Origin of the sequence: Stenotrophomonas sp. RIT309 (assembly GCF_000632045.1) — a bacterium.
GTDB classification, from domain to species: domain Bacteria; phylum Pseudomonadota; class Gammaproteobacteria; order Xanthomonadales; family Xanthomonadaceae; genus Stenotrophomonas; species Stenotrophomonas indicatrix.
Map to the genome: position 1 here is coordinate 45,711 of NZ_JFYS01000004.1, position 18,259 is coordinate 63,969.

At 64.3% G+C, this 18,259-nt stretch carries 19 protein-coding genes and 1 tRNA gene; 6 read left to right on the forward strand and 14 right to left on the reverse strand.

The window, feature by feature from the left end; all coding sequences use genetic code 11:
- Positions 1-26 precede the first annotated feature (26 nt).
- The 5 genes from BW38_RS16860 to BW38_RS16840 are packed head-to-tail and all read left to right on the forward strand — an operon-like array spanning position 27 to position 2,233.
- Positions 27-341 (forward strand): hypothetical protein, encoded by a 315-nt coding sequence (locus BW38_RS16860; RefSeq protein WP_032975123.1) that lies wholly within the window; start codon positions 27-29, stop codon positions 339-341.
- Entirely contained in the window at positions 338-616 is a 279-nt protein-coding gene (locus BW38_RS16855) for a hypothetical protein (RefSeq protein ID WP_032975124.1), read from the forward strand. The genes BW38_RS16860 and BW38_RS16855 overlap by 4 nt, the downstream gene beginning before the upstream one ends.
- The gene (locus BW38_RS16850) at positions 616-819 is read left to right on the forward strand and encodes a hypothetical protein (RefSeq protein WP_032975125.1); all 204 of its coding nucleotides are present in this window, start codon (positions 616-618) and stop codon (positions 817-819) included. Before BW38_RS16855 ends, BW38_RS16850 begins: the two co-directional genes overlap by 1 nt.
- Positions 816-1,037, forward strand: a complete 222-nt coding sequence (locus BW38_RS16845; protein ID WP_032975126.1) for a hypothetical protein — start codon at positions 816-818, stop codon at positions 1,035-1,037. Before BW38_RS16850 ends, BW38_RS16845 begins: the two co-directional genes overlap by 4 nt.
- Entirely contained in the window at positions 1,037-2,233 is a 1,197-nt protein-coding gene (locus BW38_RS16840) for an integrase (protein WP_032975128.1), read from the forward strand. Before BW38_RS16845 ends, BW38_RS16840 begins: the two co-directional genes overlap by 1 nt.
- Positions 2,234-2,462: 229 nt before the next feature.
- Here the strand turns inward: BW38_RS16840 and BW38_RS16835 are convergent, their stop codons facing one another.
- The 3 genes from BW38_RS16835 to BW38_RS16830 form a co-directional block, all read right to left on the reverse strand.
- Positions 2,463-3,095: a hypothetical protein gene (locus tag BW38_RS16835; protein ID WP_032975129.1), complete on the reverse strand. Its 633-nt coding sequence runs from the start codon at positions 3,093-3,095 to the stop codon at positions 2,463-2,465.
- A gap of 111 nt (positions 3,096-3,206) precedes the next feature.
- Positions 3,207-5,699, reverse strand: a complete 2,493-nt coding sequence (locus tag BW38_RS21705) for an autotransporter outer membrane beta-barrel domain-containing protein (protein WP_152543275.1) — start codon at positions 5,697-5,699, stop codon at positions 3,207-3,209.
- Between the two features lie 310 nt (positions 5,700-6,009).
- A tRNA-Lys gene (locus BW38_RS16830) sits at positions 6,010-6,085 on the reverse strand.
- Between the two features lie 146 nt (positions 6,086-6,231).
- Here BW38_RS16830 and BW38_RS16825 point away from each other — a divergent pair.
- Complete coding sequence (locus tag BW38_RS16825) at positions 6,232-7,191, forward strand: DUF2268 domain-containing putative Zn-dependent protease (protein WP_032975131.1); 960 nt, start codon at positions 6,232-6,234, stop codon at positions 7,189-7,191.
- A gap of 211 nt (positions 7,192-7,402) precedes the next feature.
- On the opposite strand, the gene queC is transcribed toward BW38_RS16825, so the two are convergent.
- The 11 genes from queC to BW38_RS16770 all read right to left on the reverse strand — a co-directional run bounded on the left by queC (position 7,403) and on the right by BW38_RS16770 (position 18,249).
- Positions 7,403-8,068 (reverse strand): 7-cyano-7-deazaguanine synthase QueC, encoded by a 666-nt coding sequence (gene queC / locus BW38_RS16820; RefSeq protein WP_032975132.1) that lies wholly within the window; start codon positions 8,066-8,068, stop codon positions 7,403-7,405.
- Between the two features lie 77 nt (positions 8,069-8,145).
- Positions 8,146-8,847: a 7-carboxy-7-deazaguanine synthase QueE gene (queE, locus tag BW38_RS16815; RefSeq protein ID WP_025874666.1), complete on the reverse strand. Its 702-nt coding sequence runs from the start codon at positions 8,845-8,847 to the stop codon at positions 8,146-8,148.
- A 237-nt stretch (positions 8,848-9,084) separates the two neighbouring features.
- The gene (ybgF, locus tag BW38_RS16810; RefSeq protein ID WP_025874667.1) at positions 9,085-9,903 is read right to left on the reverse strand and encodes a tol-pal system protein YbgF; all 819 of its coding nucleotides are present in this window, start codon (positions 9,901-9,903) and stop codon (positions 9,085-9,087) included.
- Between the two features lie 3 nt (positions 9,904-9,906).
- Positions 9,907-10,425, reverse strand: coding sequence for a peptidoglycan-associated lipoprotein Pal (gene pal, locus BW38_RS16805; protein ID WP_025874668.1), 519 nt, complete (start codon positions 10,423-10,425; stop codon positions 9,907-9,909).
- 64 nt (positions 10,426-10,489) lie between these two features.
- Positions 10,490-11,809, reverse strand: coding sequence for a Tol-Pal system beta propeller repeat protein TolB (gene tolB / locus BW38_RS16800; RefSeq protein ID WP_032975134.1), 1,320 nt, complete (start codon positions 11,807-11,809; stop codon positions 10,490-10,492).
- 249 nt (positions 11,810-12,058) lie between these two features.
- Positions 12,059-13,114 (reverse strand): cell envelope integrity protein TolA, encoded by a 1,056-nt coding sequence (gene tolA, locus BW38_RS16795; protein WP_025874670.1) that lies wholly within the window; start codon positions 13,112-13,114, stop codon positions 12,059-12,061.
- Positions 13,104-13,532, reverse strand: a complete 429-nt coding sequence (gene tolR / locus BW38_RS16790) for a protein TolR (protein ID WP_032975135.1) — start codon at positions 13,530-13,532, stop codon at positions 13,104-13,106. Before tolR ends, tolA begins: the two co-directional genes overlap by 11 nt.
- Positions 13,533-13,556: 24 nt before the next feature.
- Positions 13,557-14,336, reverse strand: a complete 780-nt coding sequence (gene tolQ, locus BW38_RS16785; protein ID WP_025874672.1) for a protein TolQ — start codon at positions 14,334-14,336, stop codon at positions 13,557-13,559.
- Between the two features lie 10 nt (positions 14,337-14,346).
- Positions 14,347-14,784: a tol-pal system-associated acyl-CoA thioesterase gene (gene ybgC, locus BW38_RS16780; RefSeq protein ID WP_032975136.1), complete on the reverse strand. Its 438-nt coding sequence runs from the start codon at positions 14,782-14,784 to the stop codon at positions 14,347-14,349.
- Positions 14,774-15,814, reverse strand: coding sequence for a Holliday junction branch migration DNA helicase RuvB (gene ruvB / locus BW38_RS16775; protein ID WP_025874674.1), 1,041 nt, complete (start codon positions 15,812-15,814; stop codon positions 14,774-14,776). Before ruvB ends, ybgC begins: the two co-directional genes overlap by 11 nt.
- 515 nt (positions 15,815-16,329) lie before the next feature.
- Entirely contained in the window at positions 16,330-18,249 is a 1,920-nt protein-coding gene (locus BW38_RS16770) for a potassium transporter Kup (protein ID WP_032975137.1), read from the reverse strand.
- Positions 18,250-18,259: the final 10 nt, after the last annotated feature.

Here is an 18,259-nt window from a genome sequence, read left to right on the forward strand (position 1 = left end):
CGACACCGGCCAACGCCCGCCACTGGGTGAAGCACCTGATCGATCAGGCTGAGTATGCAGCGGAGCTACCACCCTACGAGCGCGTGGTTGGCCTGCATCAAGCCCAGCAGGCACTGGCGGCCGTGCTGACCGCGCGCACCTCGCCTGCACCCCAGCCGCTTTCTGGCCGGGAGGTTCTGACGGCTGCGGTGATCGCTGCGGTGAAGCGTCATCGCTCCCTGGTGCACTCGCCTCACAGTGTCTATGCAGCGGAACTGGCCGCTGCGAGCCAACAGGTCGACGCCGCTTTGGCGGCACTGGCTGCCCACGACTTCGATGCCGGCGAGGTGGTCACCGTATGAAGTACCTCACGACCCAACGGCAGATCGCGGCGCCATGGCCGATGCCCAGCTGCAGGGCTGGGCATACGGCACGACTGATGGAAGACCGGCGCAGGGCCGATGCCGGCGGCGGCCATTTCATCGAATGCCAATGCGGCCGCACCCACAAGCACCCCAGCACACACCTGGCGTTGCAGGAGTGGACCCGCCTGTACGGGCGCGCAACACCGGTAGCGCCCACAGCCAACAACGTGGTCCAGCTGGGGCTGGGCCTGGGTGATAGAAGCACCGGGTAATGGATGACGCCACAGAGCAGCATCGGCGGGCCTGTGAGGCCCGCCACTGGATCAGGCAGGGCTACAACAGCGGCAGATGGGTGGACGAACTGATTGCCCGCATTGCGGGTAAACGTGGCACCGCTGCCGCCGAAGCCTTGCGGGAAGAAATGCGCCGGCAGTGGCTACGTCGGCGCGAGTGGATGGAGGCGTCCGAGCTTTGAGCAGCCGCATTGTGCAATTCAACATCCTGCAGGAGCTGTGCACCCCGCACGGCCCCCCACCCCGTGCGGCGACCGTGCGACGCTGGGCAGAACGGCAGGGTATCCGGTACAAGTACGACCGCCACGGCGGGATCTGGACCACCCTCGACGCGCTGAACGCCGCGCTGGGGCTGGTCGAACCGCTCCAGCACGAAGTACGGGAAGAGGACAACATCTGATGACACGCGGCAGAAAAAGGAAGTTCAATCCAGCCATACCTGGGCACATCGAGCAGGGAGCATTGCCGAAAGGGATCTACTGGCACGACGGCCGCTGGTTCATCTACGAAGACCACGCGGAGGGCGGCCGGCGCGTAAAGCGTACGGTCGCCCACGCCAGCGCCCGCCTGTCGGATCTGCACGCCATCGTGGAAGAGATGCGCACGGGTGCAGAGCGCGGCACGCTACGCTTTCTCTTCGACCGCTACCACGAATCCAGCGATTTCAAACGACTCGCCGCCGGCACCCGCAGGAACTACGAGGGCTACGCGGAGGTGTTGGCCACCTACGTCCGCAAGGATGGAACGTCGCTGGGATCTATCCAGGTCGACCGCATCACAACGCCCGTTGTACAACGGCTGGTGGAGACTTTTGCTGTAGGCCGCCCGGCGAATCGCACCCAGCCCGCCCTCCCTGCGTACCCCAGCAAGGCCAATCATCTGCACCGCTTCCTGCGGCTGACCTTGTCGTGGGGTGTACGCATGGGCTACTGCAAGACCAACCCGGCCAAAGGCGTGCGCCAGGCGAAAGAACGGGGCGACGCGCGCATGCCGTCGCAGGAAGCGTTTCGCGCAGTGCTGGCCTTCGCACGGGAACGCGGCGCGCTCCCTTCCAACGCCAAGGGCAGCTTTCCCGACTACTTGGCCCCGGTGATGATCCTGGCCTACAGCGTCCGCCTGCGCGGCATCGAGGTCTGCACGCTGACCGACGCGCACCGCCAGGCCGAGGGGGTGCATAGCAATCGCCGCAAAGGGTCGCGTGACAACGTGACGGAGTGGGACGCAGCGATGATCGAAGCATGGGAGCAGCTGTTGGCGCGGCGCCACCGCATCTGGAACCGAAAGGGCCGAGTGCGCCCAGTTCCCCTGCGCGCCAACGACAGGTTCTTGCTGGTGGAGCGCAGCGGCGAGCCGATCACCAAGTCTGCGCTCGACAGTGCATGGCAGCGCTTCATCACCGAGGCGGTTCGCGTAGGGGTGATTTCCAAGGCCGAGCGTTTCGCACTGCACGGCTTGAAACACCGGGGCATCACAGATGGTGACAACAAGGCTGCGGGCGGCCACGTTTCGGAACAAATGCGGCAGCGATATGACCATGAACTGCCCGTGGTCCAACCGCCCGGCAGGAGGAACGCGCTTGACCGCGGAACCACCTAATTCTTCCGAAGAACCTCCCTACGAAACGAAGAAGGCGCCGCTAGGGCGCCTTCGTTGTTGATGCAGTTCGTAGGCAGTGGTGAATTTGACCCATACACCGTCGAAACGTGGGGTGCCTGGGCCAATCGCGGGAGCCATGAGCTAGAGGGCCAACCGCCGGTGCGCTGACCTGCCTTTTCTCTGCAGACCAGACTGCGCGGATGCGGGACCAGCCTCGCATGCGAGCAACCTACTTCTGCTCACTATCCAGTTTAGCCTGCTGACCAGCATCATCTTCAAGCCGCCGAATTTCGGCCCCGATGAGGCGCTGGGCATTGGCAAATGAGATGTCGGCTCGCTTCCAATTCTCCTCAGCGACTTCAAGAGATTCGGCCTTCAATGCCGCTGTCACCTCATCGATGAGATCGTCTAGCCGGATGCAAACCTTGGCTGCGTGAATTCGATACTGCAGCACAGTCATTTCAGCCTTGCTCGATTGAATGGCGCCATTCACTGCGTGATCCATACGAACGCGGGCCCAAACTCCATTGAGACCAAGGGCATCCAACATTGCGCCATGCGCTTCGGACGCGCTTAGATAGTACTTTGCTACAGCTTGCTGCAGAGCAAGCAGATTGGCTCTTTCCGCATCACTTCGTTGCATCCTCGCGTGATCTAGCCGCAATTCCTGCCGCAGGAGCCTCTGGGATTGCTGCCTCTTTCCTTCAGAGAGGTTCTCCTGCACCCATCTCAGCGCAAAGCCCAAGATCAAGGCCAACACAGGGATCACCCACTTCCAATCATCCGTGCAGACCACGCTTGCGGGCTGTGCACACAGATTGGGAGCGGCTTCCAACCCAAAACTAACCGGTGCCCATTCCATGAAATCTCCTTGTCCAAGCACGGCTGCATAGTTGCAGCCGTGCTTGCCTATCGACCTACGAAGTAGATCAAGAATCCCCGCGCAAAAGCACTCTGGAGTGCTTGATGCAGGTCACCAACTGTAGCTAATACCAACCTGAGCGCTCGTCTGATGGAATCCGCTTGCCTTCTGCAGCAATAGACCGCCCCACGCGCCCAGTCCGTTGGCGAATTTCAACGAAGCACCCGCGCCGAACTCACCACGGCTACGTGGGATGCGCGCATCCACGGCTTCACCGTCCATACGGATTTGCGATTCGGCGCGGGTGTGCAGCCAGTGGGCCGTGACGTACGGCTGCACCTCGGCGGCGCCGTTGCCCCAGCGCGTCACACTGGATAGACGCACACCGACTCGACCGAAGAGACCGTCAGCATCCTCGGTAGTCACCACTGTACCGTTGGCTTCGGTATGGCTGCCGCTGTCCCAGCGGTTGTAGCCAATCTGCAGCTGCGGCTCCAGATACACCCCACCATTGCTGGGACCGCCGGCGCGGAAGGCATAGCCGGCCTCCACGGCCCCTTGCCAGGCGCGACTGTCGTAGCGCTCCTGAGTCAAGCCGACTCCGTCCACACGATTGCGGAACTGGGCACGCTGCACAGAACCGTCCAAGTAGAACCCCGCGTACGGATCACTCATACCTGCGCGACGCCACGTGCCATACACACCCAGCGCCTCACCTTTCACCTTGCCACGGGCGTAGTAGCCAGTCAGTTCATTGACAGAGGTGCTGGTCGCATTTCCGCTGGACAGCATCAAACCCACGCTGCTACCCGAATCATCACGCCACACATCGGCACCCACACTCAGGCTTTGGCTGTTGCCACGGATGTCGAGCTGACGGCTGATCGCGTCGAAGCCGTTGCGCGAGCCGTCGACACGCGCCCAAGCCCGCCCACCATTCTGGCCTGCATTGCGATCATGGTAGCCCAGGCGGAACATTGTCTGCGCCGCCTGCAGGTTGGCCAAGTACGCGCCCGGTTCGGGACGGAGCAGCGGCTCCAGCTCAGGCTCCGGCTCCAGTTCTGGATTCGGATTCGGGTTGGGATTCGGGTTGGGATTCGGGTTGGGATTCGGGTTGGGATTCGGGTTGGGATTCGGGTTGGGGTTGGGATTCGGATTCGGATTCGGATTCGGATTCGGGTCGGGATTACATTGCGGAAGGCTGGGATCTACCACGCAGGGGTCTGGCGGAGTCGGCACCTGTGATCGGAGATACCAGTTCCCGTTGGAGTCATTTTTAGTGAGGAAATAATCGTACGGGCCACCAACCGCACGCCCGGCCAGCTGAAATACAGCTCCCGATTGCCCCCCAACCTGAATCAGCTCAATTCCGTTGGTCGTCTTGGCTCCTGCTCCCCCTACATTCGCAACCTTTACGTACGCCTGGCCACTGGAGTCTCCCAGCACATGCAGGTGATCCGTGGCCGATGCATCTCCGGCCAGCACAGTGTTGAACGCGAGTGTCCCACCGCTGCCAACGAACGAGCCTGCAGTAAGGCTATTGAACTGCGAACCGTCACCCATGGTTACGGTGCCACCCGCTTGAAGGTTCAGATTGGCAACATCGCTCGCTCCGGTAAGTTGCCAATGCCCTCCGTCCATCACAGTTGCGTTTGCCACGTTGTCGAATGCGCCAGTGATGCTCCCTCCGCCTCCAAGCGTCACATTGCCGAAGCTCAGCCCGTCGCGAGACGCCCGAACATCGCCTTGAAGCGCACTGTTTGTAACGGTGAAGTTTGTCGTAAATGGAGATTTGGCAACGCCGTCTACGATACTGGTCGTTACTTGCAGCAGAACGCCGTTCCCGGCAACCAGTTCCGAGCCGTTCTCAACAAAAATGTTGAATGCCATTACTTGACCCGGCGCCCCTCCCCCGCTGCCCGAGGCAAATATTGCGGCGTCCGCCGTGCCAACCACTTTCGACGCATTGATGATCAGCGCTTCATCACCGCGCAACCCCGCCGAGTTGGCACCGAGGCCCAATGAAATCCCTGTACCGCCTTCAACAACCGAACCATTCGAAACGATGATCCCAGCCGAGTTGCTGGCAAGCAGCCCAGCTGACGCATAGGTGGGCCCAGTAGTGCTGAGCGTTGAGTTAGACAGAAGAATACGCGCGCCGCTATTCGCCAGGATGCCATAGTTTCTCCCAACCACAGAGCTATCAAAGAGCTCTGCATAGCTAGGATCTAGAGTGCCGTTGCGCTGAGAAACAAAAATGCCATTGTACCCGCCATGAACAATGCTGCTCGAAAACAAGCGAAGTCCCGAAGAACCCCTGACCACCACGGCCCCGAGTAAAAAATTTGCGGAAGGACTTGCGTTCACACTTGCGTGGTCGAAGTTGGCGACAGAGTTTGTTTCGACTAGAACCGCGCCCGTTTGCGCGCCAGGAAGTACATTCAGAGTGGAATCGTACGCGACGTACCAGTCCTGTAGCGGCGTTGCTGGGTCTACGTCTACTGTGTCGCCATTGAGCGCATTCCCGGCGAAAGCACCGGGGGCGGCGAGCGCGATTGCAAACGCGAAGAAGAGCGCCGAACGAGAGGTTGGTCGAGATGACATGCGTGCTGCCTCAGTTTGGTGAAGGGCAATCAACGCAGCAGAAGCTAGACCTACATGGAAGATGCCTTCGTGAATTTGATTGCGTGATGTGCATCACACAAATTCCGAGAAGACACAGGCTAACACAACGCAATTTTAACAAGCTGAATCGACAGTCATGTTCGGCATGATTCTTGCAGCGCTCACTACTATCCATCACTGATGCAGCTGTCAGCTGGCGTAGTGGAGCGCGGGACGCCCTATTTTTTCCGCCAATTTTTCCGGACCCACAAAAAAGGCGCCCTGAAGGCGCCTAAGTTGTTGTCACAATTGGTGGGCCGTGATGGATTCGAACCATCGACCAAAAGATTAAAAGTCTTCTGCTCTACCGACTGAGCTAACGGCCCATGCAACATCCCTGCCTGTCGGCGGGGTGGGCATTCTACCCTACTTTGTGCGGTAGAGAGAAATCGTCGCAGTATCGGCCTGCAGTTAAACCGTTCCATGCAGCGGACGCATCTCATGCACACTCCTTCGTCCTTCGGAGCCACGGATGCGCCTGCCCTTCTTTCTGTTCGCCTGCCTGCTGCTGCCCTGCACCGTCACCGCCGCTGCGGCCCCATCGGTACAGATGGATGACATCGCCCGATTCTGGAGTACCTACGATGCCGTGCTTGCCGAGCCCGATGCCGCGCAGAGGGTGGCCCTGGTCCGGCAGCACTACGTCGAGCCGGGCAGTGCCGGTCTGCACGCGCTGATGAAGGTGCGCAACTACACCGCCGCCGAATACGCACAAGCAATGCTCGCCTGGCCGCACTTCTGGGCCTCGGTGCGGCCGCTGACCGCCAACGCCCGACAGGCCAGCGCTACGCTGGAGCGGGATCTGGCTGCGTTCCGCAGGCTTTACCCCGCCCTGCGCCCGGCCAGCATCACCTATGCGGTGGGCGTGCTGCGCACAGGCGGCACCACGCTGGGGGACCAGGTACTGATCGGCGCGGAAATGGCACTCGGCGATGCAAGCGTGGATGTCAGCGAACTGCCGGAGCCGTTGCGCAGTCGCCTGCGGGTCTTCTACGACAGCGCGCCCAGCGCGAACAACGCGCAGAACAACCTGCATGAGTACGTGCACACCCAACAGCGCGAGGCTACGGGATCGCTCGCTCAGTACGCGGCGCGCGAAGGCGTGGCCGAGTACATCGCCGAGCGGATCAGCGGTCGCCGCCCGGCACTGCCGCTGTACACCTATGGCCCGTTGCACGAATCGGAGATCCGCGCTCGCTTCAGCGCGGAGATGGATGGCGATGCGCTGGACAACTGGCTGTACAACAACGCCAGCAGCCCGTTCGGGGTGAGTGATGTGGGGTACTACGCGGGTTACCGCATCGCGCAGGAGTACATGCGGCAGCAGCCGGATGAGCAGGCGGCGATCGCGCGGATGATCGAGCTGGATTACAGCGATCAGCTTGCGGTGCGCGGTTTCATTGAAGCAGCGGGTTGGTTGCAGCAGCGGTAGCGCCGGGCCGCGCCCGGCGGACAGCGCCAACCAAGGTTGGCACCTACCAGAATCAGACCCGCCGGGGCTGCCGGCCAGCGGCCGGCACTACCGGAATCCCAACATTGGTAGCGCCGGGCCGCGCCCGGCGGACAGCGCCAACTAAGGTTGGCACCTACCAGAATCAGACCTGCCGGGGAGGCCGGCCAGCGGCCGGCCCTACCAGAGCCGGTCAGGCGTACAGCGTCGGGTCGGCCACGCCGGCATCGGCGAAGCCCTGCGCGCGCAGGCGGCAGGCATCGCAATGCCCGCAGGCCGCGCCGCTGGCATCGGCGTTGTAGCAGGACACGGTCAGGCCGAAGTCCACGCCCAGTCGCACGCCTTCGCTGACGATCTGGCCCTTGCTGAGGAACTGCAGCGGCGCATGCACGGTGATGCCCGCGCCTTCCACGCCCGACTTGGTCGCCAGGTTGGCCAGCGCCTGGAAGGCGGCGATGAACTCGGGGCGGCAATCCGGGTAGCCGGAGTAGTCCACGGCGTTGACGCCGCAGAAGATGTCGTTGGCACCAAGCACTTCGGCCCAGCCCAGCGCCAGCGACAGCATGATGGTGTTGCGCGCCGGCACGTAGGTGACCGGGATGCCCTCGCCGCCCGCCTCGGGCACGTCGATGTCGTCGGTCAGCGCCGAGCCGCCGATGCTGCGCAGGTCCACGTCCACGGTCTTGTGCACGATCACGCCCTGGGCCTTGGCCACGCGCGCGGCAGCATCCAGCTCGGAAGTGTGGCGCTGGCCGTAACGCACGCTGAGGGCATGCACGGCGAAGCCCTGTTCCTGGGCCATGGCGATGACGGCGGCTGAATCCATGCCGCCGGAGAGAAGCACGACTGCCTTCTTCATGGGTAAATCATCCGGTTGGGGGAGAAAGCCAGCACGCTGTCCCGCGCCGGAGCTACATCAGGAAACGCTGCGCCGGCTCATCGGCCCGGCTCGTCGTTCCACAGGATTTTATGCAACTGCATCTGGAAGCGCACCGGCAGCCGGTCTTCCACGATCCAGTCGGCCAGCTGGCGGGCAGTGATTTCGCCCTTGCTGGGTGAGAAGAACACCATCGTGCGCTGCACCAGCTGGTGTTCGGCGACCATGGCCTTGGCCCAGTCGTAGTCTTCGCGGTTGCAGATCACGAACTTGATCTGGTCACGCGTGGTCAGCAGCGGCAGGTTTTCCCAGCGGTTGCGCGCGACCTCGGCCGAGCCCGGGGTCTTGATGTCGACCACGCGCGACACGCGCGGATCAACGGCGCTGACGTCCAGCGCACCGGAGGTTTCCAGCGACACATCCAGGCCTGCATCGCACAGCTTCTGCAGCAGCACCAGGCAGCGCTTCTGCGCCAGCGGCTCGCCGCCGGTCACGCAGACGTGGCGCACGCCCTGGGCCTGCACGTGGGCCACGATATCGTCGATGTCCCACCATGTGCCGCCGTGGAAGGCGTAGGCGGTGTCACAGTACTGGCAGCGCAGCGGGCAGCCGGTCAGGCGCACGAACACGGTCGGCCAACCGGCGGTATCGGCTTCGCCCTGCAGGGAGGTGAAGATCTCGGTGATCTTCAGGCGCGGCAGGGGCGACTGCACGATCTCGCTGGGCGTGGCAACGGCGGCGGACGGGGGAACGGCGGTCATGGCAGGGACTTCTTGGTGGGACACGTGGCGGGTGAGCTACCGTGGCCGGTAACGAAAGCAGCCGAGCATGGCTCGGCTCTACAACAGCAGCCGGTCGGGTATGGCCCGACGGGTAATGCAACTCGCCGGGCATGGCCCGGCGCTACCGGATCCGGACGGGTTTGCCGACCCGGAAACGAAAGCAGCCGAGCAAAGGCTCGGCGCTACGGGGAACACATTGTACGCCCGGTCAGCGGATCAGCGGATCTGATTGCCGAGGCGGATCGACTGCAGGCGGTCCTGCGCGGTACGCGCGGCGTCCGAGCCCGGGTATTGCGCCACGACGGTCTCCAGCGTCTGCTGGGCCTGGTCGACCTTGCCCTCGCCGTACTGCGAGAGGCCGACCTTGAGCAGGCCGCCAGCGGCCTTGTCGTGGGTGGGATAGCGCGAGAGCAGTTCGCGGAACTGGGACTCGGCCATCGGGAAATTGCGGGTGGCGTAATAGCTTTCGCCCAGCCAGTACAAGGCATTGGGGGCGTAGACGCCGTTCGGGTACAGCTCCAGGAAGCTCAGGAACAGCTGCGCCGAATCATCGTACTTGCCCGCCTTCAATGCGTCGAAGGCCACGTTGTAGGACGTACGCTCGTCACCGGTGACGGCCAGGCTGCCCGGATCACCATGGACGGAAGGCGGCCGCTCGGAAGTGGCCGCCGCTGCGGGTTTTGCCGGGGCTGCAGGAGCCTTCGGTGCGCTCGCCGGAACCGCAGGCAGGGCTGGGGCGGCAGAGCCCCCTTCCAACCGGTTCAGGCGGCTGTCCAGATCCAGGTACTGGTCCTGGGCGGTCTGCTTGAGCTGGGCGTTGTCGTGCTGGAGTTGCTCGATCGAGGCCTGCAGGCTGGTGACCTGCTGCCGCAGCTGGTTGATCTGGTTCAACAGGTCCTGGTTGGCACTGTTGTTGTACATCTGCTGCTCGAGCGAACCGACACGGTCGGCCAGGCTCTGTCGTTGTGCATGCGCCGGTGCGGCAGCCACGAGGGCTGCCGCAACGACCAGCATCAGTTTGATGCCAAGGCGCATGGATTACTGCGCGGTGTAGACGATTTCGACGCGACGGTTCTGCGACCAGCAGGACTCGTTCGACTCGGTGCAGACCGGACGCTCTTCACCGTAGGACACGACGGTCAGCTGCGAAGCCGAGCCACCGTTGGCCTGCAGTGCCGAGTTGACGCCGTTGCCACGACGCTCGCCCAGGGCCTGGTTGTACGCGCGCGAACCGCGCTCGTCGGTGTGGCCCTGCAGGGTGATGCGCGAGGACGGACGGTCACGCAGGTACTTGGCGTGGCAAGCCATGATGGCCTGGAATTCCGGCTTCACGTCTTCCTTGTCCAGGTCGAAGTAGACAACGCGCTGACGCAGGCAGGCGTCGGTGTCCAGATCGCCCGGGCCGTACAGGCCGGAGGTGGACGGACCGGTCGGGGTGGTGGTCGAGGTGCCGGTATCGACCGGAGCCGGGGCTTCTTCCTTGACCTTCTTCGAGCAACCGGCCAGGACGGCCACGGACAGCAGGGAAACAAGCAGAACGCGGGTGGACTTGTTCATGGCGATACCTTTGTGGCTCCTAAGCCGATGAGGGGTTCAATACAGAGAAAATATTAACACTCTTTTAGCGCTGGGTACGGTATGGGGACCATGCCGGCTCGCGCACATCACCGTCTGCCAGGACCAGGCGCTGGCGCACGCGCGCATCGGCCGAGACGGCGTACAGCACACCACGACCACCCTCACGGGCGGCATACAGCACCATGCTCGCGTTGGGCGCGAAGCTCGGCGATTCGTCCAGCGAACCCGGCGACAGCGTGCTCCAGCGGGGCGAACCCAGCGAGCTGTCCATCATCGCGATCTTGTAGCTGTTGCCCGAACCCTGGGCGACGGCGATCTTCTTGCCGTCGTAGGAGACCGAGGGCTTGGCGTTGTAGTTGCCCTGGAAGGTCACGCGCTCGGCGCTGCCACCACCGGCACCGACCTTGTAGACCTGCGGACGGCCGCCGCGGTCGGAGGTGAAGTACACCGCGCTGCCGTCCGGTGCCCAGGTCGGCTCGGTATCGATGGCGAAGTGGTTGGTCAGCTGGGTCAGCTGCTTGCTGCCCAGATCCATCACGTAGATCTCCGGGTTGCCCGAGCGCGACAGGGTCAGGGCCAGCTTGCGGCCGTCCGGCGAGAAGGCCGGGGCGCTGTTGATGCCGCGGAAGCTGGTGACCAGCTCACGGGCGCCGGTGGAGATGTTCTGGATGTAGATGGCCGAGTTGCCACGTTCGAAGCTGACGTAGGCCAGCTTGTTGCCATCCGTGCTCCACGACGGCGACAGCAGCGGCTCGGCCGAACGCACGATGGTCTGCGGGTTGAAGCCGTCCGAATCGGCCACCATCAGCGCGTAGCGCATGGCGTCGCCCTTGCCGCTGGCGGTCACGTAGGCGATGCGGGTCCAGAAGGCACCACGGACACCGGTGATCTTCTCGTAGATGGCGTCGGCCATCTGGTGGGCAACGTCGCGCATGGCATTGCCACGTGCGGTCATCGCCAGGCCCAGCAGTCGCTCGCCCTTGGGCACGTCGAACAGTTCGTACTCGACGCGGTAGGCGCCGGCACCGGCGTCCATGACCCGGCCGACGACGATGTAGTTCTGCTTCAGCGCGCGCCAGGTGGCGAACTGGATGTCACCGCCACGGATCGGCTTTTCGACGATCTGCGCTTCGGGCAGCGTGCGGAACTGGCCCGAACGTTCGAGGTCGGCACGGACCACGCCGGCGACGTCGGTCTGCGGAGCACCGGCTGCACCCTGGTAGGGCATCGGCACGATGGTGATCGGGAGGGCGGAGGCATTGCCGCCGATGATGTCGATATCCAGCCCCTTCTGCTGCGCGACGGCAGCAAAGGGCAGCAACAGGGCCGCAAACACGGCAAGCCAGCGAGGCATCTTCTTCATGGAGCGCTCAAATAGGGGGAACCGGAACGAGGGATAACAAAACGGCAGTGAACCGCTTCGCAATCATGAACCAAGGGTACGTGAATTCCTGGTCAGTGCCAGCCGGGTCTCTCACATGCCGTTAACGTCGCGGCCACCTTTCGTGCGGATGACTCGTCCCAAGCATGGTGTGGACGGGCCCGTACGATCCAGAGCTAAAGGCGTCATTGGATGACGGGACAGCCCCAACGGGCTGCCCTGCCCCGCGCCTCAGCGATCCTGGGCGGTGAACGTGAAGTTGATCGTGCGTGCGAATACCTGCTCGAAACCGCGGTACGGCAGCGGCTGGGCGTTGAGCACGGCGGCCTCGATCGAGCGCTTGCCGGCTTCATCGAACGGGCAGCCGGCGCTGACCGTGGCGCTGCGGACGGTACCGCCCGGCAACTGGTTGATGGTGATCTGGCAGCGTTGGCCCAGCGGCACGCTGTCCGGACGCACCCACTGCGCCAGCACCTTGGCCTGGATGGCCGCCGCGTACTTGGCAGACAGATCATCACTGCTGCCACCACCACCGGCAGCCGGCTGTGCTGCACCACTGGCACCGGCAGCAGCCGTGCCTGCGGCATTGCGCGCGGCAGCGACCTGGCGCAGCTTCTGCTCGGCCAGCTTGGCTTCCTTCTCGGCCTGCTCGCGGCGGGCGCGGATGTCGGCGATCTTCTTCTGCTTCTCGGCTTCCGCCTTGTCAGCGGCCAGGCGCTCCTGCTCGGCCTGCTTCTTCTTGGCATCCGCTTCCTGCTGCTTGGCCAGACGCAGCTTCTGCTCGGCCTCTTCCTGGCGCTTGCGCTCGGTCAGGTCGATCTGCTCCTGGCGGCGCTTGGCTTCCTGCTCCTGCTTGGCCTTTTCCTGCGAGATCGCCAACGCGCTGACCGCGTCCTGGTCCTTGGTGTCGGGCTGCGCCACGCGTTCCTGCGCCTGTTGCTGCTGCGGCGTCGGTGCGTCCTGCGGGCGCGGCTCTTCAATCGGCTGCGGCGGCGGGATGGTGTCTTCCGGCACCGGGATCGGTTCGGCCACCGGCGGCGGCAGGTCTTCCAGCTTTTCCGACTGGCGCAGGGCCTGGCGGGCGGCAGCGGCTTCGGACGCGGACAGTGCCAGGCTGGCCTCGACCGAGGGATCACCTGCGGCGGCATCGGTATTGCGCTGCGGTGACCACAGCCAGGCGCCGATGAAGATCAACGCGACCAGCAGGTGCACCAGCACGGCCAGCACCATCGGCTGGCCCCAGCCGGGTTCCTGCTTGTGCGGTGGCGGCAGGGCGTCAGCGTGCATCGGTGGCCAGGCCTACCTTGTCCACGTTGGCGCGCTTGATCACGTCCATCGCCGCGATGACCTTTTCATAGGCCACGGCACGGTCGGCGGCGACGATCACGCGCACTCCCTTGTCCTGCGCGGCGATGCCGGACAGGTGGCCCTGCAGTTCCTCGGCAGTGACGGCCGTGGGTTCCTTGGCGTCGGGCAGCTTCAGGCTGAGCTGGCCGTCCTGGCGCACCGAGACGATCACCGGTTCCTGCTTGCTTTCCAGCGCCTTGGCGTTGGAATTGGGCAGGTCGACATCGAAGCTCAGGGTGAGCAGTGGCGCGGTGACCATGAAGATGATCAACAGCACCAGCATGACGTCGATATAGGGAACGACGTTGATTTCCGATTTCAGCTTGCGGCGCTTGCGGCGACCGATGGCAGCGGACATGGCTTGGACTCCCGGGTCTGGCGCTTACTCGTCGCCAGCGCTCTGGCGCTGCAGGATCGAGCTGAACTCGTCGGCGAAGGTCTCGAAACGCACCGACATGCGCTCCACGCGGGTGGTGAAGCGGTTGTAGGCCCATACCGCCGGGATCGCCACGAACAGGCCGATGGCAGTGGCGAACAGGGCTTCGGAGATGCCCGGGGCGACGGCGGCAATACCGGCCTGGGCGCCGCTGCTGATCATGTCGTGCATGGTCACCATGATGCCGAACACGGTACCGACCAGGCCTACGTACGGGGCGGTCGAGCCGATGTTGGCCAGCAGCTCCAGGTTGCGCTCGAGCTGGTCGACTTCGCGGGTGTAGGTGGTGCGCATGGCGCGCTGGGCACCTTCCAGCTGGGCACGGCCATCCAGCCGGCGCTTGTCGCGCAGGCGGGTGTACTCGCGGAAACCGGCTTCGAAGATGGCTTCCAGGCCGCCGACATTGCGGCTGCGGTCGGTGGCCGAGCTGTACAGCTTGCCCAGGTCGGCACCGGACCAGAAGCGGTTCTCGAACTCGTCGGCTTCGCGGGTGGCCTGCTTGAAGATGCGGGCCTTGCGGAAAATGATCACCCAGCTGACGAACGAGCCGACCAGCAGCGCCAGCACGATGATCTTCACCGGCAAGCTGGCCTTGGCCATCAGTTCGAGGTAGTTGATGCCGCCGCCGGTGGTGGCCTGGGCAAGGGTCTGGGTCGCGGCATTGCTGACGTCAGCCGGCAAAGCCTCGGTGACCGTGGCCTGCAGGGCCAGGAGCGTTGCGATCATCCGTTGTTCCTCAAGAGTTCTGTTCGGATTCGGGGTGGAGGTGGGGTTGCAGCGCGGCAAGGACGGCATCGTCCATGCCACGCGGGCGGAAACTGGCCGCGTCCAGTGCGGCGATGCGGACCTGTGCGGACAGCAGCAGCTGGCCGTCGCGCAGGACCTGCTGGTCGAAGACCATGCTGGCCTTCTTCAGCTGGACCAGGGTGGCGCTTACCTGCAGCTGGTCATCCAGCCGTGCCGGCTTGATGAAATCCATCTGCATGGAGCGCACCGCGAAGACCATGCCGTGCTCGGACCGCATGCGCTCCTGGCCGTAGCCCAGCGCGCGCATCCATTCGGTCCGGGCCCGTTCCATGAAGGCCACGTAGCGGGCGTGGTAGACCACGCCGCCAGCGTCGGTATCTTCCCAGTAAATGCGTGTCGGCCAACTGAATCGCGGTTCAACCGACATCGGGGACCTCGGCAAACAGGTCCTGCGGCGGGTTCTTCGGCTTCAGGCCCATGTGCCGGTAGGCCTTGTGGGTCGCCATGCGGCCACGCGCGGTGCGCACCAGAAAGCCCTGCTGGATCAGGTACGGCTCGACCACGTCTTCCAGCGTGCCACGCTCTTCGGAAAGCGCTGCGGCGAGCGACTCGATGCCCACCGGGCCACCGTCGAAGTAATCGACCATGGTCTTCAGCAGCCGGCGGTCAAGCTCGTCGAAGCCTTCCGGGTCGACCTTGAGCATCTGCATTGCGGCCTGGGCCACGGTCTGGTCGATGTGGCCACCGGCCTTGACCTGGGCGTAATCGCGCACGCGGCGCAACAGGCGGTTGGCGATACGCGGGGTGCCACGCGCGCGGCGCGCGATCTCCCCTGCCCCGTCGGCGGTGCAGTCGATGGCCAGGATCGCGGCCGAGCGGCGCACGATGCGGGTCAGTTCTTCGACGCTGTAGAACTCCAGGCGCTGGACGATGCCAAAGCGGTCGCGCAGCGGTGCGGTCAGCAGGCCGGCGCGGGTGGTGGCGCCGATCAGGGTGAACGGCGGCAGGTCGATCTTGATCGAGCGCGCCGCAGGGCCCTCGCCGATCATGATGTCGATCTGGAAATCTTCCATCGCCGGGTACAGCACTTCTTCCACCACCGGCGACAGGCGATGGATCTCGTCGATGAACAGCACATCGTGCGGCTGCAGGTTGGTCAGCAGCGCGGCCAGATCGCCGGCCTTCTCGATCACCGGGCCGGAGGTCACGCGCAGGGCCACGCCCAGTTCGTTGGCGATGACGTGGCTGAGGGTGGTCTTGCCCAGGCCGGGGGGGCCGAAGATCAGGACGTGGTCCAGCGCATCGCCACGACCCTTGGCGGCCTGGATGTAGATCTCCATCTGCTCGCGCACCGGCACCTGGCCGAGATAGTCGGCAAGTCGCTTGGGTCGGATGCTGGCGTCGGCGGCGTCATCCTCGCGGGTGGCGCCGGCGGCGATGATGCGGTCGTCGGTCATGTGCTGATTATGCGGTAAAAGCGGGGAGATTCGGCCGGGCTGCGCCCGGCACCCGCAGAAGCAACTGCAACTTCAACTGCCGAAGCGACAGCAGAAGCAGGTTTCCTGATGGATGGCGGGGTGGGTCCGGTTGCGGGGGACGCCGTAAACCCATCCATGGGGGCTTGGCCGCGGCATCCATGCCGCGGACACCCCAGCAACCGGACCCACCCCGCCTTCGACAGATCTCCGCGATCTGCCGGAATGCCATGGCCTGCTCCTGGTAGGTGTCGACCTTGGTCGACACGGCATGGCCTGCTATAGGTGGGTGTCGACCTTGGTCGACACGGTAGATCCACGCCATGCGTGGATGGAACTGAGGAGCAGAGTGGGCTCGGCTTCTGGCGCGCGGCGCCTCCGCAAGTGGAGCCCCCTTGTTGTTCAAGGGGGCGCGCCGGCAGGCGGGGGGATAAGGCGGAATGCGGGCGGGTCCCACGATTTGCGCAGCAAATCGTGGGACGTAGCGCAGGTGGAGATTAGATCTCCACCTGCGCGCCCAGCTCGACCAGGCGGTTGCCCGGAATCCGGAAGAAGCCCGTCGCCGGGGCGGCGTTCCTGTGCATCAGCGCGAACAGCTTGTCGCGCCAGATCGGCATGCCACGGTTGGCGGTGGCGACGATGGTCTCGCGGCTGGCGAAGAAGGTGGTGTCCATCGGGTCGAAGTAGATGCCACCGTGGTCGCACGAGCGCATCAGCGCCAGCGGTACGTCGGGGGTCTCCATGAAGCCGAAACGCACGTAGACCCGATAGAACTCATCGCCCACTGATTCGATCTTCAGGCGCTGCCCTTCCGCCGCGTACGGCACCGGCAGGGTCACCACATGCAGGAACACGTTGCGCTCGTGCAGCACCTTGTTGTGCTTGAGGTTGTGCATCAGCGCATGCGGGGCCACGGCCGGGTCGGCGGTGAGGAACACCGCGGTGCCGGGTACGCGTACCGGCGGCGCCAGCATCAGGCCCGGCAGGAAGGTGTCGATGCGGATGCCGTCCTTGCGGATCTCGTCGCGCAGCAGTTCGCGGCCACGGCGCCAGGTGCGCATCATGGTGAACAGGAAGATGCCCAGCACCACCGGGAACCAGGCGCCCTGCAGCAGCTTGGCGCCGTTGGCGATGACAAAGCCCAGATCGATGATGAAGAACACCACGCACAAGGGCAGGATCCAGTTGCGTGCCTTGGGCCACAGCGAACGTGCAACCAGGGCCAGCAGCAGGGTATCGATCAGCATGGTGGCCGACACCGAGATGCCGTAGGCCACGGCCAGGTTGGACGAGCTGCGGAAGGCCAGCACCAGGCCGATCACCATCACCGCGATGCCCCAATTGATGCCGGGGATGTAGATCTGGCCGATGGTGTCGTGCGAGGTGTGCTTGATGCGCATGCGCGGGATGTAGCCCAGCTGCATGGCCTGGCGCGAGACCGAGAACGCACCGGTGATCACCGACTGCGAGGCGATCACCGCAGCCATCGTGGCCAGGATGATCATCGGGTACAGCGCCCACGACGGCACCGCCTCGAAGAACGGGTTCTTGACCGCCTCGGGATGGTTGAGCACCAGCGCGCCCTGCCCCAGGTAGTTCAGCACCAGGCAGGGCAGCACGAAGAAGTACCAGGCGTGGCGGATCGGCTTGGCACCGAAGTGGCCCATGTCGGCGTACAGCGCCTCGCCACCTGTCACCGCCAGCACCACCGCGCCGAGGATGAAGATGCTGTGCCAGCCGTGCTCCATGAAGAAGCGGATCGCCCACCACGGGTTGAACGCCTTCAGCACTTCCGGCGCGTCGACGATGTTGTAGATGCCGATCGCGGCCAGCGAAATGAACCAGATCGAGGTGATCGGGCCGAACAGCTTGCCGATCTTCGCGGTACCGAAACGCTGCACCGCGAACACGGCCAGCAGCACCACCACGGTGATCGGCACGATGAAGGCATGCAGCCCCGGCGCGGCAACCTCCAGGCCTTCGACCGCACCCAGCACCGATATCGCCGGGGTGATCACGCCATCGCCGAAGAACAGCGAGGCGCCGAAGATGCCGAGGATGCCGACCACGTAGGCCGAGCGCGACCCGTTGCGCAGCGTGCGCTGGGTCAGCGCCATCAGCGCCATGATGCCGCCCTCGCCATCATTGTCGGCGCGCATGATGATGGTCACGTACTTCAGGGTGACCACGATGTTCAGCGCCCAGAACGCCAGCGACAGCACGCCCAGCACGGTGTCGTGGTCGCTGTTGAGCCCGTAGTGCGGCGAGAACGCCTCCTTCAGGGTGTACAGCGGGCTGGTGCCGATATCGCCGAAGACCACGCCGATCGCACCGATGATCAGCGCCAGGCCCCCGGCGGGGGGAGCGTGACCATGGCCACCATGGGCGGCGGTGTGCGGGGTTTGACTGCTGGACATGGGGCTCCTG

Coding starts and splice junctions, on each gene's coding strand:
- BW38_RS16855 (WP_032975124.1), top strand. CDS start 338: ATGAAGTACCTCACGACCCAACGGCAGATCGCGGCGCCATGGCCGATG.
- BW38_RS16850 (WP_032975125.1), top strand. CDS start 616: ATGGATGACGCCACAGAGCAGCATCGGCGGGCCTGTGAGGCCCGCCAC.
- BW38_RS16840 (WP_032975128.1), top strand. CDS start 1,037: ATGACACGCGGCAGAAAAAGGAAGTTCAATCCAGCCATACCTGGGCAC.
- BW38_RS16835 (WP_032975129.1), bottom strand. CDS start 3,095: ATGGAATGGGCACCGGTTAGTTTTGGGTTGGAAGCCGCTCCCAATCTG.
- BW38_RS21705 (WP_152543275.1), bottom strand. CDS start 5,699: ATGTCATCTCGACCAACCTCTCGTTCGGCGCTCTTCTTCGCGTTTGCA.
- BW38_RS16825 (WP_032975131.1), top strand. CDS start 6,232: ATGCGCCTGCCCTTCTTTCTGTTCGCCTGCCTGCTGCTGCCCTGCACC.
- queC (WP_032975132.1), bottom strand. CDS start 8,068: ATGAAGAAGGCAGTCGTGCTTCTCTCCGGCGGCATGGATTCAGCCGCC.
- queE (WP_025874666.1), bottom strand. CDS start 8,847: ATGACCGCCGTTCCCCCGTCCGCCGCCGTTGCCACGCCCAGCGAGATC.
- ybgF (WP_025874667.1), bottom strand. CDS start 9,903: ATGCGCCTTGGCATCAAACTGATGCTGGTCGTTGCGGCAGCCCTCGTG.
- pal (WP_025874668.1), bottom strand. CDS start 10,425: ATGAACAAGTCCACCCGCGTTCTGCTTGTTTCCCTGCTGTCCGTGGCC.
- tolB (WP_032975134.1), bottom strand. CDS start 11,809: ATGAAGAAGATGCCTCGCTGGCTTGCCGTGTTTGCGGCCCTGTTGCTG.
- tolA (WP_025874670.1), bottom strand. CDS start 13,114: ATGCACGCTGACGCCCTGCCGCCACCGCACAAGCAGGAACCCGGCTGG.
- tolR (WP_032975135.1), bottom strand. CDS start 13,532: ATGTCCGCTGCCATCGGTCGCCGCAAGCGCCGCAAGCTGAAATCGGAA.
- tolQ (WP_025874672.1), bottom strand. CDS start 14,336: ATGATCGCAACGCTCCTGGCCCTGCAGGCCACGGTCACCGAGGCTTTG.
- ybgC (WP_032975136.1), bottom strand. CDS start 14,784: ATGTCGGTTGAACCGCGATTCAGTTGGCCGACACGCATTTACTGGGAA.
- ruvB (WP_025874674.1), bottom strand. CDS start 15,814: ATGACCGACGACCGCATCATCGCCGCCGGCGCCACCCGCGAGGATGAC.
- BW38_RS16770 (WP_032975137.1), bottom strand. CDS start 18,249: ATGTCCAGCAGTCAAACCCCGCACACCGCCGCCCATGGTGGCCATGGT.